At 71.0% G+C, this 26,098-nt stretch carries 26 protein-coding genes and 1 tRNA gene; 14 read left to right on the top strand and 13 right to left on the bottom strand.

The genetic code is table 11. From position 1 onward, the window contains the following. Window positions 1-6: 6 nt before the first annotated feature. The 4 genes from SPOPO_RS0110030 to SPOPO_RS32635 form a co-directional block, all read right to left on the bottom strand. Window positions 7-294: a WXG100 family type VII secretion target gene (locus SPOPO_RS0110030; RefSeq protein ID WP_019874645.1), complete on the bottom strand. Its 288-nt coding sequence runs from the start codon at window positions 292-294 to the stop codon at window positions 7-9. A gap of 11 nt (window positions 295-305) precedes the next feature. Further along, window positions 306-701 (bottom strand): WXG100 family type VII secretion target, encoded by a 396-nt coding sequence (locus tag SPOPO_RS0110025; protein WP_211210881.1) that lies wholly within the window; start codon window positions 699-701, stop codon window positions 306-308. A 107-nt stretch (window positions 702-808) separates the two neighbouring features. Beyond that, window positions 809-1,117 carry a WXG100 family type VII secretion target gene (locus SPOPO_RS0110020; protein ID WP_169577181.1) on the bottom strand — a complete coding sequence of 103 codons (309 nt, stop codon included), beginning with the start codon at window positions 1,115-1,117 and terminating at the stop codon, window positions 809-811. A gap of 27 nt (window positions 1,118-1,144) precedes the next feature. Continuing rightward, window positions 1,145-2,518, bottom strand: coding sequence for a ubiquitin family protein (locus SPOPO_RS32635; protein ID WP_019874642.1), 1,374 nt, complete (start codon window positions 2,516-2,518; stop codon window positions 1,145-1,147). A gap of 165 nt (window positions 2,519-2,683) precedes the next feature. Between SPOPO_RS32635 and SPOPO_RS0110010 the strand changes: the two genes are divergently transcribed. The 6 genes from SPOPO_RS0110010 to SPOPO_RS0109985 all read left to right on the top strand — a co-directional run bounded on the left by SPOPO_RS0110010 (window position 2,684) and on the right by SPOPO_RS0109985 (window position 13,142). Continuing rightward, complete coding sequence (locus tag SPOPO_RS0110010) at window positions 2,684-6,646, top strand: type VII secretion protein EccC (RefSeq protein WP_019874641.1); 3,963 nt, start codon at window positions 2,684-2,686, stop codon at window positions 6,644-6,646. Between the two features lie 36 nt (window positions 6,647-6,682). Continuing rightward, entirely contained in the window at window positions 6,683-7,960 is a 1,278-nt protein-coding gene (locus tag SPOPO_RS0110005; RefSeq protein ID WP_019874640.1) for a hypothetical protein, read from the top strand. A 46-nt stretch (window positions 7,961-8,006) separates the two neighbouring features. Continuing rightward, entirely contained in the window at window positions 8,007-9,185 is a 1,179-nt protein-coding gene (locus SPOPO_RS0110000) for an SPFH domain-containing protein (protein WP_019874639.1), read from the top strand. A gap of 33 nt (window positions 9,186-9,218) precedes the next feature. After that, on the top strand, window positions 9,219-10,922 hold the full coding sequence (locus tag SPOPO_RS28780) for a hypothetical protein (RefSeq protein ID WP_156869763.1): 1,704 nt from the start codon (window positions 9,219-9,221) through the stop codon (window positions 10,920-10,922). Beyond that, window positions 10,912-12,102, top strand: coding sequence for a hypothetical protein (locus SPOPO_RS0109990; RefSeq protein ID WP_028984657.1), 1,191 nt, complete (start codon window positions 10,912-10,914; stop codon window positions 12,100-12,102). Before SPOPO_RS28780 ends, SPOPO_RS0109990 begins: the two co-directional genes overlap by 11 nt. A 146-nt stretch (window positions 12,103-12,248) precedes the next feature. Beyond that, on the top strand, window positions 12,249-13,142 hold the full coding sequence (locus SPOPO_RS0109985) for a hypothetical protein (protein ID WP_019874636.1): 894 nt from the start codon (window positions 12,249-12,251) through the stop codon (window positions 13,140-13,142). Here SPOPO_RS0109985 and SPOPO_RS0109980 read toward each other — a convergent pair. Continuing rightward, window positions 13,139-13,558 carry a hypothetical protein gene (locus tag SPOPO_RS0109980; protein ID WP_019874635.1) on the bottom strand — a complete coding sequence of 140 codons (420 nt, stop codon included), beginning with the start codon at window positions 13,556-13,558 and terminating at the stop codon, window positions 13,139-13,141. The two genes, SPOPO_RS0109985 and SPOPO_RS0109980, sit on opposite strands and share 4 nt — an antisense overlap. Before the next feature lie 151 nt (window positions 13,559-13,709). Between SPOPO_RS0109980 and SPOPO_RS0109975 the strand changes: the two genes are divergently transcribed. Continuing rightward, window positions 13,710-13,782 (top strand) — tRNA-Arg (locus SPOPO_RS0109975). 285 nt (window positions 13,783-14,067) lie between these two features. Here the strand turns inward: SPOPO_RS0109975 and SPOPO_RS0109970 are convergent. Both SPOPO_RS0109970 and SPOPO_RS0109965 read right to left on the bottom strand, forming a co-directional pair. After that, a complete protein-coding gene (locus SPOPO_RS0109970; RefSeq protein WP_028984655.1) occupies window positions 14,068-15,435 on the bottom strand; it encodes an IS1380 family transposase in 1,368 nt (455 codons plus the stop codon). Between the two features lie 187 nt (window positions 15,436-15,622). Next, window positions 15,623-15,988, bottom strand: a complete 366-nt coding sequence (locus tag SPOPO_RS0109965; RefSeq protein WP_019874633.1) for a winged helix-turn-helix transcriptional regulator — start codon at window positions 15,986-15,988, stop codon at window positions 15,623-15,625. A gap of 117 nt (window positions 15,989-16,105) precedes the next feature. On the opposite strand from SPOPO_RS0109965, the gene SPOPO_RS0109960 reads away from it, so the two are divergent. Together SPOPO_RS0109960 and SPOPO_RS0109955 are read left to right on the top strand one after the other, a co-directional pair. Then, window positions 16,106-16,972: an SDR family oxidoreductase gene (locus SPOPO_RS0109960; protein ID WP_019874632.1), complete on the top strand. Its 867-nt coding sequence runs from the start codon at window positions 16,106-16,108 to the stop codon at window positions 16,970-16,972. 57 nt (window positions 16,973-17,029) lie between these two features. Further along, window positions 17,030-17,602: a DUF6919 domain-containing protein gene (locus SPOPO_RS0109955; protein ID WP_019874631.1), complete on the top strand. Its 573-nt coding sequence runs from the start codon at window positions 17,030-17,032 to the stop codon at window positions 17,600-17,602. A gap of 12 nt (window positions 17,603-17,614) precedes the next feature. On the opposite strand, the gene SPOPO_RS0109950 is transcribed toward SPOPO_RS0109955, so the two are convergent. From SPOPO_RS0109950 to SPOPO_RS0109940, 3 genes are all read right to left on the bottom strand, one after another. Beyond that, window positions 17,615-18,232: a trimeric intracellular cation channel family protein gene (locus tag SPOPO_RS0109950; RefSeq protein WP_019874630.1), complete on the bottom strand. Its 618-nt coding sequence runs from the start codon at window positions 18,230-18,232 to the stop codon at window positions 17,615-17,617. A gap of 244 nt (window positions 18,233-18,476) precedes the next feature. Next, a complete protein-coding gene (locus SPOPO_RS0109945) occupies window positions 18,477-18,959 on the bottom strand; it encodes an SRPBCC family protein (protein ID WP_019874629.1) in 483 nt (160 codons plus the stop codon). A gap of 34 nt (window positions 18,960-18,993) precedes the next feature. Continuing rightward, entirely contained in the window at window positions 18,994-19,341 is a 348-nt protein-coding gene (locus SPOPO_RS0109940; RefSeq protein WP_019874628.1) for an ArsR/SmtB family transcription factor, read from the bottom strand. Between the two features lie 108 nt (window positions 19,342-19,449). On the opposite strand from SPOPO_RS0109940, the gene SPOPO_RS0109935 reads away from it, so the two are divergent. From SPOPO_RS0109935 to SPOPO_RS0109925, 3 genes are read left to right on the top strand one after another with little or no spacing between them, the layout of a single operon-like run. Next, window positions 19,450-20,004 carry a DUF1697 domain-containing protein gene (locus SPOPO_RS0109935; RefSeq protein WP_019874627.1) on the top strand — a complete coding sequence of 185 codons (555 nt, stop codon included), beginning with the start codon at window positions 19,450-19,452 and terminating at the stop codon, window positions 20,002-20,004. A 13-nt stretch (window positions 20,005-20,017) separates the two neighbouring features. Next, the gene (locus SPOPO_RS0109930; RefSeq protein WP_019874626.1) at window positions 20,018-21,028 is read left to right on the top strand and encodes a TIGR03617 family F420-dependent LLM class oxidoreductase; all 1,011 of its coding nucleotides are present in this window, start codon (window positions 20,018-20,020) and stop codon (window positions 21,026-21,028) included. Window positions 21,029-21,066: 38 nt separating this feature from the next. Beyond that, the gene (locus SPOPO_RS0109925; RefSeq protein WP_019874625.1) at window positions 21,067-21,615 is read left to right on the top strand and encodes an isochorismatase family protein; all 549 of its coding nucleotides are present in this window, start codon (window positions 21,067-21,069) and stop codon (window positions 21,613-21,615) included. Between the two features lie 3 nt (window positions 21,616-21,618). Here SPOPO_RS0109925 and SPOPO_RS28775 read toward each other — a convergent pair whose 3' ends face one another. The 3 genes from SPOPO_RS28775 to SPOPO_RS0109910 form a co-directional block, all read right to left on the bottom strand. After that, window positions 21,619-23,025, bottom strand: a complete 1,407-nt coding sequence (locus SPOPO_RS28775; RefSeq protein ID WP_019874624.1) for an NAD(P)/FAD-dependent oxidoreductase — start codon at window positions 23,023-23,025, stop codon at window positions 21,619-21,621. Window positions 23,026-23,151: 126 nt separating this feature from the next. Beyond that, complete coding sequence (locus tag SPOPO_RS0109915) at window positions 23,152-23,799, bottom strand: hypothetical protein (protein ID WP_019874623.1); 648 nt, start codon at window positions 23,797-23,799, stop codon at window positions 23,152-23,154. Window positions 23,800-23,865: 66 nt separating this feature from the next. Further along, window positions 23,866-24,123, bottom strand: coding sequence for a hypothetical protein (locus SPOPO_RS0109910; protein WP_019874622.1), 258 nt, complete (start codon window positions 24,121-24,123; stop codon window positions 23,866-23,868). A 59-nt stretch (window positions 24,124-24,182) separates the two neighbouring features. Between SPOPO_RS0109910 and SPOPO_RS0109905 the strand changes: the two genes are divergently transcribed. Together SPOPO_RS0109905 and SPOPO_RS0109900 are read left to right on the top strand one after the other, a co-directional pair. Continuing rightward, window positions 24,183-25,601 (top strand): aminotransferase-like domain-containing protein, encoded by a 1,419-nt coding sequence (locus tag SPOPO_RS0109905; RefSeq protein WP_019874621.1) that lies wholly within the window; start codon window positions 24,183-24,185, stop codon window positions 25,599-25,601. A 44-nt stretch (window positions 25,602-25,645) separates the two neighbouring features. After that, window positions 25,646-26,065: a hypothetical protein gene (locus SPOPO_RS0109900; protein WP_156869761.1), complete on the top strand. Its 420-nt coding sequence runs from the start codon at window positions 25,646-25,648 to the stop codon at window positions 26,063-26,065. Window positions 26,066-26,098 lie beyond the last annotated feature (33 nt).

The following is a 26,098-nucleotide window of genomic DNA, read 5'->3' as shown; positions in this document are numbered from 1 at the left end:
GGGGAGCTAGCTCCACATCGTGGAGTTGGACTTCTCCATGTCCTGGTAGCTGCCGCCGGACTGGGCCACGGCCTGGCCGATGTCGTTGAGCAGCTGATTCATGTCGTTGATGGCGTTCGTCCACTGGGCCTTGGACTGGGCGTAGGCCTCGCTGGCCGCGCCGGTCCAGTCCGAGCGCAGCGGCGCCAACGACCGGTCCAGTTCGCCCAGCCGGGACTCGAGCGCCTTGCCGGCGCTGGTGATGTCGGCGGCGGCGGTGTCGAGGGCACCGAAATTGACCTTGAACTCGCTCATGACCGTTCTCCTCAGCCCAGTCGTCCGGACAGCCGGGTGAACGCCGCCGACTGGGCGTCGTCCGCCGCCGTGTAGGTCGACTCGGACTTCTTCAGGTTGTCCTCGAAGGTCTCCAGCGACTGGATGATCTTCTGGGCGTCCGCGTTCCAACGCTCCATCACGTTGGTGAACGCGGCCGCACCCGATCCCCGCCACTGCGAGCCGATGCCCTGCAGCTTGCCGCCCAGCTGCTGGAGCTGGCCCCCCAGCTCCTGCCGGGCTTCGGCGACGAGACTCGCCGCCCGGTTGAGCGCCTGATCCTGCTTGCTGATCTCACCGGCCATGCCGGCACCTCCCGTGGGATCAACCCGGCTGCGCTTCGGGTGCGGGCCACCCTCGGTGGGGACGAAGCGTGCGCCTGCGGTCACGATCTGCCGATCGCGGCACGACCCTAGACCCAAATCGGCCAAATGGGATCAGGCCGTTGGGGACAAACTGTGAAGCGATGGTCAAGACCCTCGCACCGCCCGACCGGTCAGCCGAGACGGGCACTGAGCCGCTTGCCCGCGTCGTGCACTTCCTGGTCCACGCGGACGTGGGCCCGATCGGTGGCCCGGAGCTTGGACTCGAAGTCGTCGAGGGCCGCGATCGTCCGGCGGGTCTGGTCCTCCCACTGCTCGAGCAGCTCGGTGAACGCGAGCGCGGCGGCCCCGCGCCAGTTGTCCTTGAGCTGGCTCAGTTGCTCACGAAGGCCATCGCACTGCTTGTCCAGATCCGCTCGCGCAGCCGCCACGAGTTTCGCCGAACTCTCCAGCGCACCGGCCTGCGCGCTGACTTCTGACATGCCGACCATCCCGATCCCTCCCTCCTCTCACGACACCATCTGACGGAAGTGACCAAAGGTGCCGACGGCGAGCAGCGCGACCGGAACGACGGACGCCATTGCCAACGACTCGGCCAGATCGCCCAGTCGGGCCCACCACACCGTCCGCCAGCCGCGCCCGAGCGCCACGGCCGCGAACACGACCGGCAGCGCGAGCACGAAGCACCCGACCGCCACGCCCAACCGGCCGACGTCGGAGGCAGCCGCGAGCGCTCCGCCGGCACCGGCCGCCACGGCCACCAGCCCGCCGAGGCGCTGCGCGAGCCGCGGCAGTCCCCCGGCGTAGGCGCGGGAACCGAGCAGGAGGGCGGTCCCGGCGAGACCACCGGCACCGAAAGCGGCCCAACGCTCCCAGCCGTCGACCGGATCCACCGCGAGCGCGACCGCGACCGCCCCCACGGCCGCGGACGCCACCACCGACGCGGCGTCGAGCAAATGACGGCCACTCAGCACGGTCCGCTCGACCTCGGCGGTACGGACCCGGACCTTGCGGGTGATCAGCCTGCCGCGCAGGGACCAGGTGGTCGACGCCATCTTCTCGGTGTCGATCAGTTGCTCGTCCGGGACGTCCACGGCGAGCCGGGGCAGCAGGCGGGTCGCGCCGACGGCAACCACGGCGAGCAGCGCCCAGACGACTCGCGGGCTGCCGCCCCCGGCCAGCACACCCCCGGCGGTCACCGCGACGGCCCCGCCGGCCCACATCCAGACGACCAGCGCCGGCTGCGCTGCGGGGGTCGCGATCAGTCTCAGCAACGCCGCCGCCTGAGCGGCGACCACGCCGGCGGCAACGATCGCGAGCAGGTCCGCACCGGCCTCGTCCCGAGGAATCACGGCCACCGCCGCCGCGGCCAGGAAGACCGGTCCCAGCGCCTCGGCGCCCGCCACCAACAGGCCCCGACGCGGAGCGAGGGCGACGATCGCCCCGGCGAGCACCAGCCCGGCGCCGATGCCCAGCCGAGCCGCCGTCTCGGCGAAGGTGGCCAGGCCGGCGGCCAGGCCGGCCAGCGCGAGCGCGCCCGGCAACAGCGCCAGCTCCAGCGGAACGGCCACCGGGCCGGCCGGCTTCGCGTGCGCGACCCGACGGGGCGTCACGTGCGACTCGGTCGCGCCCGGGTCGAGCACGGCCAGCAGGTCCCCGTCACGAACACCCTGCGCACCGAGCGGGACGTCCGGATCGAGGACCGCCCCGGTTGCCCGGGTCAGGATCGTCAGCTCCGGATCGACGTCGAACGCCTGCAGCAGTTCGGCGGGAGTAGTCGTCGCTGTGGCAACGACGTCCGCACGGCCGCCCGCGGCGCGGACGGACAGGCGGAAGGTGTCGGTCGCGCGGACGCGTCCGGCCTCCGTCGAGGTCACCGTCATGGGCGCTCCTGGTCCGCCGGCTACGGATCCGTGACCGATCACCCTTGCCACCGAAACGGCCCATCTGGTCCGATACCGACCGGAGCAATGCGGTGATCGCGGGTAATCGCACCACACCGGACACCCGCCGCGCGAGCCCCAACCACCTGCCACGGGGAGGCTGTCGTGCCGACGACCCTTCGTCAGACCGCCCGGATCGAGCCACCGACGGTGCCGCAGGGGAACATCACGCTGCAGTCGCCGCCCGAATTGATTCCTGCCGAGGGCGCAGGCTCGCTGATGATGAACGTCCTCCCGATGCTGGCGAGCGTCGGGTCGATCGTGTTCATCGCGACCTCCCAACCGGGCGCGAAGGGATTCATCACCGCCGGGATGATGCTCGTCGCGTCCCTGGGCTTCGTCGCGGTCAGCGCCATCCGCCAGCGCACCCAGTGGACGTCGAAGGTCAGTGACCAACGCCGGGAGTACCTGCGCTACCTGGCTGGGATCCGTAAGACCGCACGCGAGGCCGCCGACCGGCAGCGGGACGCCCTGACCTGGGTGTACCCGGACCCCGCTCACCTCCCGGCGATCGCCGCCGAGGGTGGCCGCGTCTGGGAACGCGCGCCCTCATCCGAGGACTTTCTGACCATCCGTTACGGCGTGGCACCGCAGCCGCTGTCGGTCAACCTCGTGACGCCGGAGACGGCGCCCCTCGACACGCTCGACCCCGTCACCGCTTCGGCTCTTCACCGACTGCTCGCCACGCACCGGATCCAGCCCGATCTCCCGACCGCCTTCCCCCTCCGCGGCTTCGCCAAGGTCGAGGTCACCGGCGACCAGGTCGATTCCGTCCGTGCGCTCGCACGAGCGATCGTCACCCACGCCGCCACGTTCCACTCTCCGGACCACCTCGTGATCGCCGTCGTTGCCGGCAGCGAGGCCCGCGCGGAGTGGGAGTGGGTCAAGTGGCTGCCGCACGCCGCCAGCCCCCGCGAGCGTGACGGCGCCGGCCCGGCCCGCCAGGTCTCGGACTCCCTCGAGGACCTGATTCCGCTGTTGCCGGCCGATCTGGCCGAACGGCCCCGCTTCGGCGCCCAGACCGGTGGCGCCCCGGCCACCCCGCATGTCCTGATCGTCGTCGACGGCGGGCACATTCCGCCGGTCAACCCGATCGTCACACTCGACGGCGTCAGCGGCGTCACGGTGCTGGACCTGCCCGAGACCTGGACCGAGGTCACGGACCCCCACCTCCTCCGTCTCGGTGTGACGGAGCGTCAGCGGCAAGACGGACGCGTCATCGTCGAAGCGGCCATGCTGCGCAGCGACCCGGTGACGATCTGGGCCGACCAGCTGTCCGCCACCGAGGCCGAGGCCGTCGCCCGGCGGCTCGCCCCCCTCTGGACCACCGCGCCGATCAAGCGCGCCGGCGAGGCCGGAGCGGGCGTCCGCGACCTGTTCGATCTGCTCAACCTCGGCGACGTCCGCGACTTCGACATCGACACCGCCTGGCGGCCGCGGCCCAACCGCGATCGTCTGCGCGTGCCGATCGGTAACACCGAGGACGGCGCCCCCGTCGCGATGGACATCAAGGAATCCGCCCAACAGGGCATGGGTCCCCACGGTCTGGTGATCGGAGCAACGGGTTCCGGAAAGTCGGAGTTCCTGCGGACGCTGGTGCTCGGCTTGGTCGCGACCCACTCACCCGACGCGCTCAACCTGATTCTCGTCGACTTCAAGGGCGGGGCGACGTTCGCCGGGATGTCGGAGCTTCCGCACGTCTCGGCGGTCATCACGAACCTTGCGGACGAGATCACGCTCGTCGACCGGATGCAGGACGCCCTCGCCGGCGAAATGGTGCGCCGTCAGGAACTGCTGCGGGAAGCCGGCAACTTCGCCTCGGTGAAGGACTACGAGAAGGCGCGCCTCGCGGGGGCAGATCTCGCTCCGTTGCCGAGCCTGTTCATCGTCGTCGACGAGTTCACCGAACTCCTCGCGGCCAAGCCCGACTTCGCCGAACTGTTCGTTGCCATCGGTCGGTTGGGTCGGTCCATGTCCATCCACCTGTTGCTCGCGACGCAGCGCTTGGAGGAGGGCAAGCTCCGCGGCCTCGACTCCCACCTGTCCTACCGCGTCGGTCTCCGGACGTTCTCCGCCAACGAGTCTCGCGCCGTCATCGGCGTGGACTGGGCCTACACACTGCCCGCGGTCCCGGGCCTCGGCTATCTCAAGCCCGACCCCGAGACGCTGATCAAGTTCACCGCGTCCTACGTCTCCGGCCCACCGCCGGCGCGCCGCGTCGCGCGCGCGACCAGCGCGACGCAGCAGCAGATCCTGCCGTTCGTCACGACCCCGGTCCTGCTGGCGGAGTCGTTCGAGGCGGCCCCGGAGCCCGAGATCACCGAGACCGAGACCCGCAGCGAGGTCGACATCCTCGTCGAGCGTTTGCGCGACCGCGGGCCCCGGGCGCACCAGGTGTGGCTGCCGCCGCTCGACGTGCCCGACACCCTCGACTCGCTCATGACCGACCTGACCGTCGTCGACGGCGTCGGGCTGGTCAGTCCGTCGTGGCGTGGGCGGGGTTCGCTGGTCGTCCCGCTTGGCATCGTCGACAAGCCGGCCCTGCAGCGCCGTGACACCCTCGTGCTCGACCTGGGTGGCGCCGCCGGGCACGCCGCGATCGTCGGCGGTCCGCGCAGTGGCAAGTCCACGCTGCTGCGTACGTTCGTCGCCTCCCTGGCGTTGACCCGGACGCCGGCCGAGGTCCAGTGCTACGTGCTCGACTTCGGGGGTGGCACCTTCACCTCGCTGACCGACCTGCCGCACGTCGCAGGCGTCGCCACCCGCAGCGAGCCCGACGTCGTGCGCCGCATCGTCGCCGAGGTGCAGGGAATCACCAGCGCCCGCGAGGCGTACTTCCGCGCCAACGCCATCGACTCCATCGAGACCTACCGGGCCCGGAAGGCGGCCGGCACGGCCGACGACGGCTACGGCGACGTTTTCGTTATCGTCGACGGCTGGTCGACGATCCGGGCCGACTTCGAGGCTCTGGAGCTGGAGCTCACCGAACTGGCCTCACGGGGCCTCACCTTCGGTGTGCACCTGATCGTCGGCGCGACCCGCTGGAACGACTTCCGCTCCACCATCCGGGACCTGTTCGGCACCCAGCTCGAACTCCGCCTGGGTGACCCGCAGGACTCGATGATCGACCGCAAGGTCGCCGCGAACGTGCCCACCGCCCGCCCCGGCCGCGGCCTTCTGCCGGGCAAGTTCCACTTCCTCGCGGCGCTTCCGCGACTCGACGGGGACCACGAGCCGGGCACCCTCGGCGCCGGCGTCGCGCACCTCGTGCAGGCCGTCGCCGCGGCGGCACCCACGTCCGGCCCGAAGCTGCGGCTGCTGCCGGAGCAGATCGGGATCGACGAGGTGCGGGCCGCGGTCGCGGCGGACGACCCGCGGTTGCTGCTCGGCGTCAACGAGCGGGACCTCGCCCCGGTCGGACTGGATCCGGTCGCGGAGCCGCTGCTGATGGTCTACGGCGACGGGGGATCCGGGAAGAGCGCCCTGCTGCGCACGTACGCGCATGAGGTGATGCGCCGCTTCGGCTCGGACCAGGCCCAGTTGGCCATCGTCGACTACCGGCGAGCGCTGCTCGGCGAGGTGCCGGCCGACTACCTGTTCGAGTACATGACCGGCGCCGCGGGTGCGGGACCCGCCGTCGGCGAACTCGCGCAATACCTGAAGGGCCGCCTGCCTGGTCCGGACGTGACGCCCACGCAGTTGCGCGAACGCTCGTGGTGGACCGGCAAGGACGTCTACCTGCTGGTCGACGACTACGAGCTCGTGACCGGATCCACGGGTTCACCGCTGGCGCCGCTGGTGGAGCTCCTGCCGCAGGCTCGCGACATCGGACTGCACCTCGTGATCGCCCGCCGGTCCGGCGGCGCGGCCCGCGCGCAGTTCGAGCCGGTGATCCAGTCGATGCGCGACCTCGCCGCCGCGGGCGTCGTCCTCGCCGGCGACCCCGCCGAGGGCCCGCTGGTCGGCAACGCCCGCCCGGCCCCCGGCGTCCCCGGCCGCGGCCAGCTCGTCACCCGCGACCGTGGCACCGAAGTCGTCCAGATCGCCTGGACCCCACCGCACGTGTGAGCTCAACTCCCGACCGATCACGAGCAAGGAGCAGCGGTGACCACGGACGTTCCCAGCGAGCCGCAGACCAGCGAGCCCATTGCGCCTCCGGCCGCGGCCTTCGTGGCGCTGCCGTGCTCGAACTGCGGCGGACCCCTCCGGTACAACCCCGGCCGGGCGACCGGCTGGCAGGACGTCGCAGCGGACAAGTTCTCCGACCGCGACCCGGCCGCCGAGTTCGCGTCGTTGTTCCGGCAGTCGGAACCTCAACTGCGGTGCATCAGCTGCGGACACACCGACCCGATCGCGGTCGAGGAGACGGCGGTCGCGGACCGGGAGCTTCCGCCCGACGAGGAAAGCGACGTCGTCCCGACGCGGATGCCCGAGCTCCGCTGTCCGGCCTGCGCCGCGAATCCGCTCACGACAGCGGAGAACGTTGGCGGGCAGAAGGTGGCGACCGCCTGCGCCTCCTGCGGAGCTTCGCTCGTGCGCGCCGACCTGCCCGGCGCCCAGTGGTGGCGGATCGACGGTGTCCTCCCGCTGCTCGTCGACGAGGACACCGCACGCGAGCGCATGCTGGAACAGTGCTCACTGGTGCGGTGTGCGCCGAAGAACCGCGCCCTGTACCGCAAGGCGGAGTTGACGCTGCACTACTTGCCGGTGATCCAGTTCTCGGCGGACACGATCACCACGTACGCGGGCCGAGTCGGCCGAACTCACAGGGACCGTGACGACCACAGCACGAGCACGACCTGGGAGGACGTCTCCGGCACCCTGGAACTCCCGGTCGAGGTGTCGTTCTTCACCGACCCCAAGGTCGAGGAGGCAATCCCTCGCGGGCAGGTCAGCCGCGTCCCCCTGCCAATCCCGGGGAAGTGGCGGCGCGTCAACACCTTCGAGCCGATCTTCAGCCCGAACGCAGCCGTCGCTTTCGGTCGGGACTACCTCGCGGGTCTGGAGGCCTACCTGCCGCAGGGCTCCTTCTCGGCGTACCGGCGCATGGCGGACCAACGGATCCACGACGAGGTCCGGTCCGCCGTCAAGCTCGAGACGGGGGGCGACCGGCACGAGTTCAGTACCTTCGACGCTCGGGCGACGAACTGGCGGTACCGGTTGGTGCTGGTGCCGGTGTACTTGGCGTCGGTGGAGGTCCGAGGTCAGCAGCGCGAGGTGTGGGTCGACGGAGCGACCGGTGTCGCCATCGTCGAGACCCCGGGGAGCCTGCTCGGCCTGCTGTACGCCCTGGTGCTGGTCGTCCTGATCTTCGCGTCCGTCTTCGTCGCCGCCGGCGCGGTGCTCGGGTTGTTGTGGTTGGTCACGTGGCCTTTGCGCTGATCAAGCAGAATCGGCACCGTACCGACCAGCGAGCAGGGGAGACGACATGGGATTGATCGACAAGCTCAAGGGTGAGCTCGTTGACATCATCGAATGGATCGACGACTCACGAACGACCTTGGCCTGGCGGTTCCCCCGCTACAACAACGAGATCAAGAACGGCGCGGAGCTGATCGTCCGCGAGGGCCAGAAGGCGGTGTTCGTCTACCGCGGCCAGCTCGCCGACAAGTTCGAGCCCGGCCACTACAAGCTGACCACCGAGGCGCTGCCGATCCTCGCGACGCTGCAGGGCTGGAAGTACGGGTTCGAGAGCCCGTTCCGCAGCGAGGTGTACTTCATCAACACCCGCCCGGTCACCGACCTGCGCTGGGGCACGCCGCAGCCGATCACGATCCGGGACCCCGACTTCTCGATGATCCCGATCCGGGCGAACGGGCTGTGCGTCGTCCGGATCGCCGACCCGGAGATCTTCCTCCGTGAGGTCATCGGCACCGACTCCGCCGTCGAGCTCGACGAGCTGACGGAGCTGCTCCGCCGTCTGATCGCGACCGCGTTCGCCGACCTGCTCACCGGCTCCGGCTACGGCGCGCTCGAGCTGCAGGGCAAGAACGCGGAGATCGCCGATCAGCTGCGCGCCCTGGTCGCCGAGCGCGTGGACGACGAGTACGGCCTCGCCATCGAGTCGATCGCCATGAACGTCTCGCTGCCGGAGGAGGTCACCGCGGCCCTCACCGCCGGTGTCGCCCGCGGTGTCGAGACCCGCGGCTACGTGCAGAACGTCGGCGACGTCGGCCGCCTGCAGCAGGTCCGCGCGGCGGACGCGACGCTCGCCGCCGCGGAGAACCCCGGCGGTGCGGCCGGCGCGATGGTCGGTGCCGGCATCGGGCTCGGCCTCGGAGGTCAGCTCGGGCAGACCATCGCCGCCAATCAGGCCCTCGGGGCCACCCCGCCGCCGCTGGTCTCGCCGATGTTCCACGTCGAGATGAACGGCCAGGCGACCGGGCCCTACAACCTGCAGCAACTGCAGCAGGCTGCCCAGGCCGGGCAGATCAACGGGCAGACGCTGGTCTGGTCCGCCGGGATGGCCGGCTGGGCCGCCGCGTCCTCGGTGGCGCAGCTCGCGCCGCTGTTCGCGACGCCCCCGCCGCCGCCTCCGCCCCCGGCGCCGCCCGCTCCCCCGGCGCCGCCGGCGCCCCCGGCACCCCCGGCACCGCCGCAGAACTGAGGGGAAGTCAGGCCACGACCGGAAGGGGCGACTGTGAGCGACACACTCGATCCTGACGTCGCGGCCTCGACTCCCCCGCCGTTGCCGACGGCGACGGCAACTCCGACCGAGACGGCCCCTCCGGAGTCACCGGAGCCGCCGCCCCTCCCCGGGGCGGCGGCCCGGCTGGAGTGCCCGAGCTGCGGCGGGGCGGTGCAGTTCACCCCGCGCACCACCTCGGTCACCTGCCTGTCCTGCTCCGGTCTGTTCCCCATCCCCGACGGCGGGGACGTCGGGGAGGAGCACGACCTCCGGACCGCTCTCGCCGACCCCCGCGCCGCGGAGGGCGGCGACACCAACTCCCCCACCCCGGCCCGCGAGCTGGACCGGGAACTCGTCTGCCCGAACTGCCACGGCGCCGTGGCCTTCGTCGGCACCCTGACCGCCACCCGCTGCCCGTTCTGCGCGCGCCCGGTGACCCGCGAGGACATCCACACTTCGCCCGACCGATTCCCGGTCGACGGCATCGTCCCCTTCGGTCTCGACATCGCCGGCGCCGAGCGGGACGTCCGCGCGTGGATGTCCAAGCGGAAGTGGGCGCCCCGCGCGTTCAAGAAGTACGCCTCCCTCGGATCGTTCGCCGGTGTCTACCTGCCGTTCTTCACCTTCGACGCCTACACCGTCACCAAGTGGACGGGCAGACGCGGGACGAATGAGACGCGGACCGTCTACCGCGACGGAAAACGAGAGACCGAGCACTACATCGACTGGACCTCGGTATCGGGGACGCTGGAACTCCAACTCGACGACGTGCCCGTCGCCGCAGAGAGTTCGGTGAACCGCGACCGGATGCACGACCTGGAGCCGTGGCCGAGCGAGAACGCGATCGGGTTCCGGCCGGAGTACCTCGCCGGCTACACCGCCCGCCGCTACGACCGCAGCCTCCAGGCCTGCCAGGTCGAGGCGCGCGACCGCATGAACGAGCGCATCGACACCGTCATCAAGCGCCAGATCGGCGGGGATCACCAGGAGATCGACAGCAAAGAGACGAAGTGGCGCAACGAGACGTTCCGGCACCTGCTGCTGCCGGTCTACCTCCTCACCGTGACCTACCGGTCGAAGCCCTACCAGGTCGCTGTCAACGGCGTCACCGGCGAGGTTCACGGGAAGCGGCCGTACAGCTGGGCGAAGATCGGGTCCGTCGTGCTGGCGGTCGTCCTTGCCCTCACTGGCGTCGGCGTCTACGCCTGGCAATACGAGTCGAGCACGGTTTCGATTTCGGACACCTCGGATTTGCCGGCGCAGGTGAGTATTCAGGAACGCGAGGCCCTGCTGCGCGCCGACGCGGAGGCCCAGGACGCGACAAGGACTTTCACGCCGGAGGAGTGCCGCGAGGCGGTCGAGGTCTATCGGCTGCGCACCCCGGACACGTTCTTTCCGGACGTGCGCGCATGCGCCGCGCTGAGCCCCGACGAGCGCCGGACCATCGCGCGCGAGATCTTCGCCGACGAGGAGATCACCACCGCCCGGCGAGCGTTGCTCGCGCTGGGCATCGGCAGTCCCGCCCGCCAGTGGTGCCGCGCGAACGTCGCGCTGGCCGGGGCGAAGATCGCCGCCAAGCAGTACACGGCGGCGGACGCGCGGGACCTCACCGAAGCGTGCGCAGGCCTCCCGCAAGCAACGATCGACCGGTTCAGCGACGATTACGCCGACGCCTACCTGGAACGACGAAAGCAGGCCCTGGCCGATGCACCCTGAAACGCCCGCCGACCCGCCGCACAACCCCGGCCCCCCGCCGATCCCCGGCCCGCCCCCGATGCCGACGCCTCCGCGACTGGGGGACGGGACGACACCGGACCTGACCACCGTCCACTTCGCGTGCGTCAACTGCGGCGGTCAGCTGGTCTTCCACCCGCCCACGCGGGGCATGAAGTGCCCGAGCTGCGGTTCCGAGCGACCGATCGAGGCCGCGGAGGAGAAGCCGGCCGAGCGGGACCTGCTCGCCACCCTCGAGGACCAGCGCAAGCCCCCCTCGGCGCAGGCCGTCACCTCCGGCCCGCAGAAGGAACTGGTCTGCCCGAACTGCAACGGGCACATCGGCTTCGTCGGCTCCCTCACCGCAACCCGGTGCCCGTTCTGCGCCTCGCCGGTTCAGCGCAGCGACATCCACGAGGCGCCGAACCGCCTTCCGGTGGACGGTGTCGTCCCGTTCGGCATCGACACCATGGCGGCCGAGGAGAAGGTCAAGGAGTGGATCAACGGCCGCTGGTTCGCCCCGAACGACTTCAAGAAGTACTCGAAGACCGGTTCGTTCTCCGGGGTCTACCTGCCGTTCTTCACCTTCGACGCGCAGACCTACACCGAGTACGAGGGGCAGCGCGGCGACAACTACACCGTCACCGTCGGGTCCGGGCAGAACCAGCGGACCGAGACCAGGATCCGGTGGCGGCACGTCTCGGGTGCGGTCGACGTCCCGTTCGACGACGTCGCGATCGGCGCCGAGCACTCCCTCGACCCCGAGCGCCTCCAGGCCCTGGAGCCGTGGCCGACGCAGGCGGCCGTCGCGTTCCGCCCCGAGTACCTCGCGGGTTCGATGTCGCGCTTCTACGAGAAGGAGCTCGACGTCTGCCACAGCGAGGCCGTGCAGCGGATGAACAACGACATCGCGTACGCGATCCGTCGCGACATCGGCGGCGACCACCAGCGCATCCACCGCACCGACACGACCTGGAGCCGGCAGACCTACCGGCACCTGCTGCTGCCGATCTTCCTGCTCGTCGTGATGTTCCACGCGAAGCCGTATCAGGTCTTCGTCAACGGCGTCACCGGCGAGGTCCAGGGCGAGCGACCCTACAGCTGGATCAAGATCACCCTCGCGGTGATCGCGGCCCTGATCGTCGTCGGGGTCGGGTTGGGCGTCTACTACTCGGGCAAGTAGCCGTGGGCTCGGCGGTTGCTTTCACCTGCCGGAGCTGCGGCGCGCCGACGAGCTATCAGCCGGGCGGCATGGCCTGCGCTTCGTGTGGTCGGTTGACGCCGGTCGAGCCTCGGGAGGGGACGGTCCGGCGCCGAGCCCTCCGCCCGGTGTTCGCCGAGAATCCGAACTGGGCGCCGGAGATCCCCGACGAACTCGACCACCAACTGATGTGCCCGCACTGTGGAGGCGGCGCCGCATACGTGGGCACGTTGCGGGCCAGCCACTGTCCGTTCTGCGCCGCTCCGGTGGCTCTCGCGGATGTGCACGAATCGGGCGGTCGGTTCCCGATCGACGGCGTGATCCCGTTCCGCATCGACAGCGCGGCAGCGCACCGCGCGGTCCGTCATTGGATCGCCCGCGCCTGGTTCGCCCCTCGGGGGATGAGGCTCCACACGAAGGCCACGCATTACGCCCGGGTCTATGTACCGGTGCTGAGTGTCGACGCCCGGCTGGATGTCGACTACACCGCGATTCGCACCACCTTCCTGGTGGCTGAAGCCGGACGCGTCGGAGGATTCGTGCGGGACGTCGTCATCCCGGCCGGAAGCCTCGTCGATCAGAAGTGGCTCGATCGCTCACGACCATGGCCGCTGGACCTGGTGGTGCCGTACCGGCCCGAGTATCTGGCGGGCGCCTTCTGCGAGTCCTACGACCTCGACCTGCCGACGATCCGGAACCTGATCCACGCCGCACTGCGCAAGCGCGGAGAAGAGATGGCGAAGGCAGCGATCGAGAGCGAGTACCGGTACGAGAAGCACACCCCGTACCTGGACTCGCCGGTGTGCCGGTCGAGCGGCGAGACGTACCGGCACCTACTCATTCCGATCTACCTGGTGACGACCCGCCACGGCGACTCGGTCCGGCAACTCCTCGTGAGCGGTATCGACGGCTCCATCGCCGAACAGACGCCGGTCAGCGCCTGGAAGATCGGCGTGCCGCTCGCGGCGCTCGGCATCCTGGGCCTGGCCTGGCCCTGGCTGAAGGATGTCGTCGGGTTCTAGTCCCCGGCGGGTCCCGGCCGCAGCAGCGCGGCCGCGAAGGCGAGGTCGTAGCCGGCGCACAGGGCGGGGTACCAGCGGGGCAGCCCGCCGCCGGAGCCGGAGTCGTGGCGGGCGTCGAAGAGGGCGTGCGCGGCCCACCCGGCGGCGATCAGGGCCCGGGCGGGAGTGCCGCCGCGCTCTCGGGCCTTCATGACCACACCCGTCGCCGCGGCGACCGACCCGATCTCCCGGGCGGCGGCCAGGCTCAACCGGCGGCCCCGCCGCGTGGCGGGGTAGACCGCGGCCGCGGTGACCAGGCCCGCCGCCCCGAGGTCCGCCCGCGCGTTCGGGAACCGCTTGCGGGCGAGCTCCTCGACCGCCCAGCCGCTCGCCGCCCCGACTGCGATCGCCACCACATCCGCCGCCCGCAACGCCATCCCGCCCACCTTCGCCGATCCGCCATCTGCCCAGGTCAGTCGGTACATCGTGGCGAAGGGACCGGCCCCGGCGGAACCCGGGTCCGGGATCTCGTTTCGACCCGCCGCGACCCGGCCGCTACACTTCCCGACGGCCCGCTTTCGGGGGCCTGCGCCCGTAGCTCAACGGATAGAGCATCTGACTACGGATCAGAAGGTTAGGGGTTCGAGTCCCTTCGGGCGCGCAGCAAAGTCCCAGGTCAGCGCAATGCGCGGCCTGGGACTTTTTTCCTGAGGCCCGACCTCGGCCGGATCCACACCGGCGTCCGCCACACCGCGGCGCCGGAACCCGGTTGCCGACCGACCGGGGAACTCCCCGTTGACCAGGCATCCCTAACCTCGATCTTTCGTGACCAGCCGGTTCCCAGCGAGCGGGTAGTCGATGGCGTTGGTCGGAGTCCTGGGCACTGTTGTCCGCCGGCGTTGTGTTCGCCGGTTCTCCGGGGTGTTCGTCGCGACGGGATCTGGGTTCAGGTCAGGGCGGTCAGTCGTTGGTGGCCGCCGGTGATCAGATCGGCCCAGGGCCATCGGGAGTTCAGGCGCAGGGTGCGCCGACGGCCGGTGGTGATCACGCGGGCGGCGACGCTGAGCAGGCGTAGTCGAAGACGTTTGGGTTCCCAGCGGCGGGCCGCGTGGGTGGGCCAGGCCAGCAGCTGGGTCCAGACCAACAGCTCGGTGGCCAGCTGGGCGAGTTCGAGCCAGAGCTCGTTCTTGGTGAACGAGTGCAAGGGCAGGTTGGTGGCGCCGGTGTCTTTCAGCGTCCGGACGCGGTCCTCGGCCCGGGCCCGTAACCGGTGTCGGACTTCGAGATCGGCCAGACGAGAGCCGCGGGTGTTGGTGGCGAACACAGTGATGCGCCAGCCGTCCGCGTCGGTGATCCGCAGCTGCGCACCGACGTGGGGCTCCTCGCGACGGGCGATCACCCGCATGCCGGGCGGCCATCCGGTGAAGGAGGCCGGCAGCCAGCGGGTCAGTTCGGCGACCTGCGCGCCCGGGCGCGGGCACCCGTCAGCATCGAGGGCGGCGCGCCAAGCCTGGCGTGGTAGGACCGCGAGGGCATCGAGCACCGGTTGACGGGCGGCGATCCCGACCGAGAACTCCAGGCCGAGCTCATGCACGTGGTTCAGCAAGTCCTTGACCCCGCCCGCGCTATCGGCGCGCACCAGCACCCCGCCCCGCACCGCTTCGGGCAGTTGGGCGAGTGCGGCATCGAGGACTGCGATCTGATCGGCGGCGTTGTTGGCATTCGCACTGCCGGGGCGCAGCAGCGCGGCCAACGGCTCGCCGGTTCCGGTCGGGCCGTGATCGGCGAAGGCCAGGAGCGGGTGGAACCCGAACCCGCGCTTGAAGGTCGGCGCCGCTCCTTCCTTCTCCGAATGCGCCCCGACCAGCGTGGCGTCCAGATCCAGCACCGGGCGGTCCTGACCAGCCCACGGATCGACCCGTGACCACACCCACGCCCGGGCCTGCGCGCGGGCGGCACGGATCGCGCCGAGTGTGGCTTTGGCCGTGTCCGGATCTGCGGCCAGGGTTTCGATAAGTCGGCTGACCGTCGGGTCCGAAGCCACCGGGCCGAACAGCTCCGGCTGCGCGCGCACCAACGCCAGATCGGCCAGACAGTCCCCACCCAACGCGATCGCGACCACCAGATCGAGCACCGTCTTACCTGGGTCGTGCACCGCCCGGTGCGCCCGCCACGGCGCCAACCCCCGGGACAGGGCACCGGCCAAGCCGCTGACCACCGCGGTCTTCAAAAGCAACGCCCCACCCGCTGAAGAGATCAGCGACTCGCCGCCAGCCTCAACACGGGGCACAGAACGAACCCGGCTACCCTTCACCTACGGAGTGCCTTCCGGCTCGGCGATCTTGGACCTTCGACAAGCCCAGAATCCCGTGCCAGACAGGCACTTCCGTGTTTAACGCGCCGAACTCAACCGCTCACACGCGAAATGTCGAGGCTAATGCAACTGGTGAGGCGCCGTCGCCACCTCGTCCGCCTCTGCTGTTGCATTTGGGATGCCTCGTTCACGCCTCCCGGGCGTCGTAGCGGTCGCGGGCGTCGAGGACCTCCCCCATGTGGTCGACGGCCCAGCGTTCGAGGGCGGCAATCGGTTCGCCGAGGGAGCAACCGAGGTCGGTGAGCTCGTAGTCGACGCGGACGGGGACGGTCGGGGTCACCGTGCGGGTGATCAGGCCGTCGCGTTCCAGGCCGCGGAGGGTCTGGGTGAGCATCTTCTGACTGATGCCCTCGATCTCGCGGGCGAGCTCGGTGAAGCGGCGGGGGCCACCCGCGAGCGAGCGCAGAATCAGGATCGTCCACCGGTCACCGACGCGGTCGAGCACCTGCCGGCTCGGGCACCGGGCGGCGTACGGGTTGGGCGCGAGAGTCACGGTCGCCTCCGGGTGGGTTACGCACTTTCAGGTGCCTACTCTCCAACGGGAAGTGACCCCGCCGCATTCCGGTTCCACCCCAGCGAGACACCACCCCTCTCGTGAAGGAGAACCGCCATGACCCTCGCCGTCACCGCCGCCACCGGCGGCCTCGGCCGCCAGACCCTCGACGCGCTGCTGCGCCGGGTGCCCGCCTCCGAGCTGGTCGCGATCGCGCGCCGACCGGAGGCCCTCGCCGACCTGGCCGCCCTCGGCGTCGAGGTCCGCGGGGCGAGCTACGACGACCCCGACGCCCTGCGCGCCGCGTTCACCGGCGTCGACCGGCTGCTGTTCATCTCCGGCAGCGAGGTAGGCCGTCGCGTGGTCCAGCATGGCAACGTGATCGATGCGGCGAAGGCCGCCGGGGTCGGGTTCGTCGCCTACACGAGCATCCTCCGCGCCGACACGACCTCGCTCCTGCTCGCCGCGGAGCACCGGGCCACCGAGGAGGCGCTCGCCGCCTCCGGCCTGACTTACGCGCTGCTACGCAACGGCTGGTACCACGAGAACTACCTCGCCCACCTGCCCACGTATCTCGCGAACGGGGTCGCCGGCGCCGCCGGCGACGGGCTCATCAGCGGCGCCGCGCGCGCCGACTACGCCGAGGCCGCGGCCGCGGTCCTCACCGGCACCGGCCACGACGGCGCGGTCCACGAGCTCGGCGGCGAGGCGTACACGCTGACCGACCTCGCGGCGACGATCTCCACCGTCACCGGCCAGGACGTCCGCTACACGAACCTGACCGAGGAGGCCTACCGCGACCTGTTGATCAGCGTCGGCCTGCCCGAGCCGGTGGCCACCGTCCTCGCGGACGCGGACCGCGGCATCGCCGCCGGCGAACTCCATGTCCCCGGCTCCGACCTCGCGACGCTGATCGGCCGCGAGCCGGTCTCGCTGCGCGCAGCCGTCGAGGCCGCGGTCGCCGGCGCCGCCGCGACCGTCTGAGCGACGCGCCCCGCCACGCGGCAGCGCCGACCGGAGGACCGCCTACCCTTCCCTGCCATGAGCACGCCGGAGAAGGACGTGGCCCCCTGGTCGGCCTGCCGCACCCTCGCCGACCTCGGCGCGGTCACCGCGCGGTGGCTGCGCGGCGAGGTGCAGTACTTCCCCGGCCACAACGACCCCACCGAGCCGCCGCTGCCGGAGACGAAGGGCCTGATCGACGTCCTCGTCGACCTCAACGGCGCCGGGTACGTCACCACGAACTCCCAGCCCGGCCAGAGCATGACGCGGGACGGCAACGCCCAGCGCGCGTTCGTCCGCGGCTACTGCACCGAGGACACGTTTCAGCGCATCGACGCCGCGCTGTTCGGCACCGAACTGATCGCTCTGCCGCGCCCGCCGGGGATGTACCACTTGTGCCCGGTCCCGGTGACGACCGTGAACGGCAAGAACTTCACCTGGGGCGGCATGTCCTCCGGTGAGCCCGAGGCCATCGCCCGCGAGTTCGGTGGCGCCCTGAACGACACCATGCTCGGGGTGCTGACCACCTGCTGGCTCGTCGACGTCCTCGACCCGGTCTGGGGCCGCACCAACCTGCTGTGGTCGAAGCTGCGCAAGGGTCTCGCCAGCTGAGCTGAAACCGCGTCAGCTCGGCTTCTCGCGCGGGCCGGGCATGGGGGCCATCCAGCCCCGGTGGATCGCGAGCATCCGCCAGACGATCGCGACGACGGCCGCGGGCGGGCCGATCGCCTCGTGCTCGAGGCCGGCCTCGGTCCCGACGACCGCGACGGTGGCACCGGCCAGCGCGGGTGTCGCGTAGAGCTCACCGCGGCGCAGGATCGCCGGGACCTCCCGCACCAGCACGTCGCGCAGTACGCCACCGCCGACGGCGGTCACCAACCCGAGCATCGCGGACGGCAGCGGGTTGAGCCCGTAGTCGGACGCCTTCAGCGCGCCGGCGACGCAGAACAGGCCAAGACCGCCGGCGTCCGCGTAGTTGACCGGCCGCTCCAGCCGGTTGAGCGCCGGATGGAAGAAGAACACGAACAGCCCGGCCGCGATCGGCGTGATCAGGTAGCGCCAGTCCGCGAGGCCCGGCGGCGGGACCGCGCCGATGAGGACGTCGCGCATCAGCCCGCCGCCCAGCGCGGTCACGGTCGCCAGCACGAGGACGCCGACGACGTCGAGCTCCTTGCGCACAGCCACCAGCCCGCCGGCGAGGGCGAAGACGAAGATGCCGAGCAGGTCGAGGGTGAGGAGCACGGCCCCAGCTTCTCGCGACGGTCAGGCGCGGGGCGAGTCCACTCCGGATCACGGCCGATGAACCCGATCAGGCGCGTCTGGACGTCGGCCCCGACGGGGACCAGCACCGCGGTGCCGAACTGCCCGGACGAGCGCAGCACGTCCTCCATCGCCTCCATGCCGGCGAGCAGTTCCCCGGTCGCTGAACGCGCCGGCGTACCGGCGGTGCCGCGCGGCGGCGTTGTCCAGCAAATCTGACGTCATGTCAGAGTGTGCCTTCCGCCAGCAACGCGTCGAGCTTGGCGTACCCGTCGTTGACGCCGGTCTCCATGCCCGAGTTCAGCCAGCCCTCGCGGGCCTCGAAGCTGTCGCAGAGCGAGACCACGTGCAGTTCGGTGCGCCCGTTGCCCAGGTCGGTGAGCGTCATCGTCTCGAGGCAGACACCGTCGGGCTCACCCTCGTAGGTGAAGGTCTGGACGATCTTGTTCTCGCGGATCTCGTGGAAACAGCCGCGGAAGGCGTACTCGAAGCCCTCGTGGCTCCCGGTGTAGCGCCAGCTGCCGCCGGTGCGGGCGTCCCAGTAGTCGATCTGCATGGAGGTGCCGTAGGGGCCGACCCAACGCAAGAAGAGGTCCGGGTCGGTGTGCGCGCGCAGCAACTGCGCCGGCGTCGCGGTGAACTCGCGGTAGATGTGGATGGCAGGGACGGTCGGGTCGGCCTCGATGCGGGCCCCGGTCGCGGTGTTCATGTCTGGATCTCCTCGGATCGTGTGGGTTCGGTGTTCAGGACTGCTCTGCGGTGCCGGACTCCTCGCTCGCGAGTTCGGCGAGCACCGCGTCGAGCCGGGAGCAGCGCTCCTCCGCGATGCGGGCGTAGCGGTCGATCCACTCCGTCGCGCGCCCGAGGACCTCGGCCTCGAGGTGGACCGGCCGCCGCTGCGCCTCCCGGCGCCGACTGACGAGCCCGGCGTCCTCCAACACCCTCAGGTGCTTGGAGACCGCTTGCAGGCTCACGTCGTACGGCGCCGCGAGGTCGCTCACCGTGGCGTCCCCGATCGCGAGGCGCGCCACGATGTCCCGCCGGGTCGGATCGGCCAGCGCCGCGAAGAGCCGGGAAAGCTCATCCGTCACGCCGCTCGCCTCCTCAACCAGTTGGTTGAATAAACCGTACGGTTGCCGGGCGTCGTTGTCAACCAGTTGGTTGAGTAGGCCCGCTGACCTGCGCGATAACGTCGCGTCATGGCTTCGACCCGCTACCTCGCACTGCTCCGCGGCATCAACGTCGGCGGCAAGAACCCGGTCCCGATGGCGGCGCTGCGGGAGGTCTTCGAGACCGCCGGTCACACCGAGGTCAGCACCTACATCCAGTCCGGGAACGTGCTGTTCCGGTCCCCGCAGACCGGTCCGGCGCTGGAGCAGGAGATCGAGGCGAGCCTGGAGGAACGATTCGGCGTCCCGCTCGTCGTGGTCGTCCGCTCGTTGCGCCAACTGCGCACGGTCGTCGAGAAGGCACCGCCGGGCTTCGGCAGCCGGGCGGACGTCTTCCACAGCGACGTCATCTTCCTGCGCTCCCCGCTGACCACCGCGCAGGCGATGACAGTCGTCCGCACACGCGACGGCGTCGACGAGGCCTGGGCCGCGAACGGGGTGCTCTACTTCCAGCGTCTCTCCGCCGAGCGGACCAAGAGCAGGATGGGTCAGATCATCGGCACGCCGGAGTACAAGCTGATGACGATCCGCAGCTGGAAGACGACGACGAAGCTGCTCGAGCTGCTGCAGGGCGGCGCGACGTGACAGGAGCGAACACGTGAAGGTCGACACCGGACTGGGCATCACCTTCGACGCGGACGTGGACGGCGTCGAGGCCGCGGAGGCGTCCGGGTACGACGCCGCCTGGCTGCCCGAGACCAATCACGACCCGCTACTGATGGCCGCCGCCGCGGGCCGGACCACCGAGCGGATCCAGATCGGGACGTCGATCCTCGTCGCGTTCGCGCGCTCCCCGATGACGACCGCCGTCGCGGCGAACGACCTGCAGCTCTACACGCGAGGGCGCTTCCTTCTCGGCCTCGGTTCGCAGATCTCCGCGCACATCACGCGCCGGTTCTCGATGCCGTGGTCGGACCCCGCCAAGCGGATGAGGGAGTACATCGCCGCCGTCCGCGCGATCTGGCGCACCTGGGAGACCGGCGAGCCGCTGGACTTCCAGGGCGACTACTACAGCCACACGCTCATGACGCCGATGTTCGACCCCGGCCCCAACCGCCACGGCAACCCGCCGATCCTGCTCGCCGGCGTCGGGCCGCAGATGACCCGCGTCGCCGGCGAGATCGCGGACGGCTTCCTCGCCCACGCCTTCACCACCCCGCGGTACTTCCGCGAGGTCACCGTCACCGGGCTCGCCGAGGGCCGGAAGGTGGCCGGCCAGACCCTCGACGGGTTCGAGATCAGCGGCTTCCCCTTCGTCGTCACCGGCGCGACCGAGGAGGCGATGGCGCGGACCGCGAAGGCGTGCCGCAAGCAGCTCGCCTTCTACGCCTCCACCCCCGCTTACCGCGGCGTGCTCGAGCTCCACGGCTGGGGCGACCTCGGCGTCGAGCTCACTGCGCTCTCGAAGCAGGGCGAGTGGGACACGATGGGCACCCTCATCGACGACGAGGTCCTGGGCGAGTTCGCGATCGTCGCCGAACCCGACCGCGTCGCCGACGTCCTGCTCGAGCGCTACGGCGACCTGTTCACCCGGCTCACGCCGTACCCGCTCGGCCCGTCCGCCCCCGAGGTCTGGGAGCCGATCATCCGCAAGCTTCAGTCGGCCTGACCCCCTGAGTGTCGGCGGGGCGGAGTAGAAACGGGGCCATGACGACACTCCCGGACCGTCCGCAGACCGCGCTACTCGTCATCGACGTCCAGAACGGGGTGGTGGCCGACGCGGTCGACCGGGACGGGGTGATCACCCGGATCCGCAGCCTGGTCGAGAACGCCCGCGCCGCCGGGACGCCCGTGGTGTGGGTGCAGCACACGGACGACGACCTGCCCGTGGGCACGGCACCGTGGGAACTCGTCCCCGAGTTGCAGGTCGGCGAGGGCGAACCCGTCGTGAGCAAGAGTTACGGCGACTCGTTCGAGGCCACCGACCTCGAGGACGTCCTGGCGTCGCTCCGGGCCGGTCGACTGGTCGTCACCGGCGCGCAGACCGACGCCTGCATCCGGTCGACCATCCACGGGGCGTTCGTCCGCGGCTACGACGTCACGCTGGTCGGGGACGCCCACACCACGGAGGACCACAGCCGGTGGGGTGCGCCCCCGCCGGAGCAGGTCATCGCGCACACCAACCTGTACTGGCAGTTCCAGGACGGCCCCGGCCGCACGGCCGCCGTCGCGACCGCGGCCGAGGTGTCGTTCTAGACCTCAGGCCGGGCGACCGCTCGACGCCGAGCTCCGGACGCCGTCCGTCGTCGGCGCCGGGACGCCCTCGAGCGGGCCGAGACCGGCCCAGTGGCCCGGGTCGTCGGCGCGCATCTTCTCCATCGCCCGACGGCCCATCACCTGCTGGAGCGTCGCGGTGCGCTCGGAGCGTCCGCGACCGATGAAGCTGACCGCCCAGTGCAGCAGTGCCGTCACCCGGTTCTTGAACCCGATCAGGTACACGAGGTGGATGACGAGCCAGATCAGCCACGCGAGGAAGCCGGACAGGCGCAGCGGACCGATCGAGGCCACAGCGTGGAACCGCGACACCGTCGCCATGCTGCCCTTGTCGCGGTAGTGGAACGGCGCCCCGTCGGGCTTGCCCTCCAGCCGCGCGGTGATCTGCTTCGCCGCGTGCTTGGCGCCCTGCATCGCGACCTGCGCGACACCCGGGTAGTCGTTGAGCGTCGCCATGTCACCGAGCACGAACACCTCGGGGTGCCCGGGCAGGGTGAGGTCGGGCTGTACCTTGACCCGACCCGCGCGGTCGAGCTCGGCACCGGACTGTTCGGCGAGCTGCTTCCCGAGCGGCGACGCGGCCACCCCGGCGGCCCACACCTTGCAGTAGGAGTCGATGCGCGTCCGCGCACCGTCCTTGCCCTCGACGACCACGCCCTCGGCGTCGACGTCGACGACCTTGAGGTCCATCGCGACCTCGACGCCCATCTTCTCCAGGCGACGGCGCGCGGCCTTGGACAGCTTGTCGCCGAAGGTCCCCAGGACGGCCGGGGCCGCGTCGAGCAGGACGATGCGCGCCTGGCTCGGGTCGATGTTGCGGAAGTCGCGCTGCAGCGTGCGCCGGGAGAGCTCGGCGATCTGACCCGCCATCTCGACACCGGTCGGGCCGGCGCCGACGACCACGAACGTCAGCAGCTTGCGCGCCATCTCGGGGTCCTTGGTGAGCTCGGCGAGCTCGAACACCCCGAAGATGCGGCCGCGCAGCTCGAGCGCGTCGTCGATCGACTTCATGCCCGGCGCGTAGTCGGCAAACCGGTCGTTGCCGAAGTAGGACTGGCCCGCACCCGCGGCGACGATCAGCGTGTCGTACTCGGTGACCGTGGTGCCCAGCGGCGAGGTCGACGTGACGGTCTTGTTCGCGAGATCGATGTCGGTGACGTCACCCAGCAGGACGCGCGCGTTCTTCTGCCGGCGCAGGATCTCCCGCGTCGCCGGCGCGATCTCGCCCTCGGAGAGCACACCCGTCGCCACCTGGTAGAGCAGCGGCTGGAACAGGTGGTGCGCGGTGCGCGCGATCACCGTGACCTCGACCGGCGCCCGGCGCAGGTGCTTGGCCGCGAACAGCCCGCCGAAGCCGGACCCGATGATCACCACACGGTGCGGCGTGCCCATGGGTGTCCTCTCTCCCTGCTGGCTACCGGAATGTCTGATCCAACCGGCAATTCCTCGGGAAGCTTCCTACCCTTGCGCCGAATCACATGCCTGGGGGCGTGAGAAAGCTTTCACCCCCCGGCGGGTTCACCCCTGCGGCGCCGGCGACGCGACCGCCGGGTCCTCGGGGATGTGCACGACGTAGATGCGGTCGAGCAGGTCCGTCAGCACCGCCTCGGCGCCGGCGACGTTGTCGCGCACCGCGACCTCGACGGTGCCGTTCTCCCGGATCCGGAGCACGGCGAAGGGCGCCCCGGCCTCGTCGAGGCGGGCGAACTGGCTCAGCACGGACTTCCGCGTGGCCTGGGCGTCCCGGTACGAGAACAGCGCCTCGGCGAAGGTCACCTCGACGTTGCGGTCGCGCCCGATCCGCTCCACGGCGCGCATCAGCGCCGAACCGCCCTCGGGGAGCTTGTAGACGACGACGCGGCCGGCGGGGACGCACGGCACGACGCCCGCGTAGACCTTCCGGTACCGCTTCTCCCCGATCTGGGCGATCTCCGCGGCCGCCTTGGTGACGTCGCTGTCGGTGCGCACCCGGCGCGGCGTGGGACAGGTGGGCTCCACGAACGGCTTCACCCCGGCCTGACCGATCGCGACCACCGGGCTCTCGCCGTCGAGCGTCGCGAGCGGCGTCGGAGCGGCCACCTCGTCCCCGTCCCCGCCGCAGGCCGCCAGCCCGCCGACGAGCACAGCGACCAGCACCACCGGTGCCAGCGCACGTGCGCGCGCCATCCGCCACCTCCCCGCCTCGATCTCCGCGTCGGATCCTGCCCGACGGGAGGGTAGCGAGGAGAGGTTTCAGCAGGCGGCAGCGGCAGTCGCCGGGAGCGGGGACCGAGGATCGGACACCGCGTGGCCGGGGGTCGGATGCGGCGGGGCCGGGTTCACGACCGGCTGCGGCGGGTTCGCGTCGGCGGCCACCTCGGTGCCGCAGTAGCAGCGCAGCACGACGTCGATGAGGCCGGCTCCGGCGGGCTCTTCCGCGGAAAACCGGACGATGCGGCGGGTCGACAGCAGGACCCGACTCTCGCAGGTGGAGCAGTAGGGAGCGAACATGCTCAGAATCGTTCCAGAACGGCACTTGATTGCACGAGCCAATATGCGATCATTGGCACATGGATCTGCATACCAATCCGGCCGAGCTGGCCCGCCTGCTGTCCGGCTGGACGGACGGCGGCCACGGGACGCTGCCGCAGCGCCTCGCGTACGGCCTGCGCTGTGCCATCAACTCCGGGCTGATCCCGGACGGCGTGAAGCTTCCGCCCGAGCGTGACCTCGCCCGCGGGCTCGCGGTCAGCCGCTCCACCGTGACCACCGCGCTGGACCTGCTCCGCGAGGACGGTCTCGTCACCTCCCGCCAGGGAAGTGGCACGGTGGTGCGCGGGCCAAGTCAGCGGCACCTCGGGTCCGCGCGCATCGCCGGCACGATCGGCGGGGCCTCCGGGATCGACCTCGCAATGGCTTCACCCCCGGACCCGTCCCATCTGCCCCCGGTCACGGTCGACGTCGGTGAGCTGATCTGCTCCCGCATCGGCACCGGCCTGGTCCCGCTCGGGCTCCCAGTGCTGCGGGAGGCCCTGGCGGAGCGGCACATGCAGACCGGCCTGATCACCGACCCGTCCCAGATCCACGTCACCGCCGGCGCCCACCAGGCGATCGCGCTCACGTTCGCCGCCGCGGCCGGTCCCGGCGACCTGGCGGCCGTCGAGGAGCCCAACTACTCGGGCATCTTCGACATCCTCGACGGCGTCGGTGCCCGCCCGCTCACGCTGGATTCCGACGAGGACGGCGTGCGCCCGGCATCCCTGGACCGCGCGCTGCGCGCCGGGGCGGTCGCCGTCTACCTACAGACCGGCCCGCAGAACCCCACCGGCCACCTCCCCTCCCCCGAGCGGATGCAGTCCCTCGCCGCGGTCGCGGACAATCACCGCGCGTTCGTGATCGAGGACGTCACGCTCGCCGACCTCGCCTACGGCGGCCGGGTCCGCCCCGAGCTCGCCGAACTCTGCCGCCGGGCGACCGTGGTCACGACCGGTTCGTTCTCCAAGGTCGGCTGGGCCGGCCTGCGGATCGGGTGGCTGCGCGCACCCGCCCCGATCGTCGACCGGACGCTGCACCTGAAGCTCGCGCGGGACCTCGGCGCCTCGGCCCCCTCACAGCTCATGGCGGCCGCCCTCGTGCCGTCGCTCGACGACATCGCGGCGCACCGGCAGGCCACGCTCCAGGAGGCGACGAGCGCGGCGCTGGCCCAGCTCGCGACCGAGCTCCCGAGCTGGGAGATCACACCCCCGCGCGGCGGTTCGGTGCTCTGGGCGAAGCTTCCGGTCACCGACTCGAACCCGTTCGTGGCCCTCGCGGGCCGGCACGGCGTGCACGTGGCCCCCGGGTCCGCCGCGATGGCCGGCAACGGTCAAAGTCCATACATCCGGATCTGCGTCGACCGCCCCCGCCCGATGGTGGAGGCCGGTCTCCAACGCCTTCTGCAGGCGTGGAACGAGGTCGAGGCGCCCCGCTCACGCTCGATCCTGACGTGATTTCGGGATATACGGGGCACTGCACCCCGGCCTAGGATCCGCCCATGACTACGTCCCTGGCATCATCCCCGGTGCTCCCGATCGTGATGGCCGGCGCCGCCGGCCTCCTGGTCGTGGGCACGTTCTCCAGCTCGGCGACTCCCAACTCCCAGGCCCAGGAGGCCGGCCCGCCGGCGGCCGAGGCGCCCCCGGCCGCAGCGCCGGCCCTCCCGACCGGCGCGAACGTCCCGGCCACCTGCAAGGGCAAGGCGTGCACGATCGCCTTCCCCAAGGTGGGCGACTACTCCTCGGCGTTCGGGCAGACCGTCACGCTCGAGCAGATCTACACCGACGGCGCCGCGGTCACGGTCGGGGCCACCCGCATCGTGTCCAGCCTCAAGGTCTCCAACAAGGGCGGCGGCTACGCGCTCAAGATCGTCAAGGTCGCGCCGACCGGCGTGACCGTCCGGGTCACCCAGAACTGACAACTGGCCGGACGCACCACATTTGACAGCACG

The sequence above is a fragment of the Sporichthya polymorpha DSM 43042 genome (assembly GCF_000384115.1).
GTDB lineage: Bacteria > Actinomycetota > Actinomycetes > Sporichthyales > Sporichthyaceae > Sporichthya > Sporichthya polymorpha.
The sequence above is the reverse complement of the archived record's forward strand: the minus strand, read 5'-3'. Positions and strand labels throughout refer to the sequence as shown.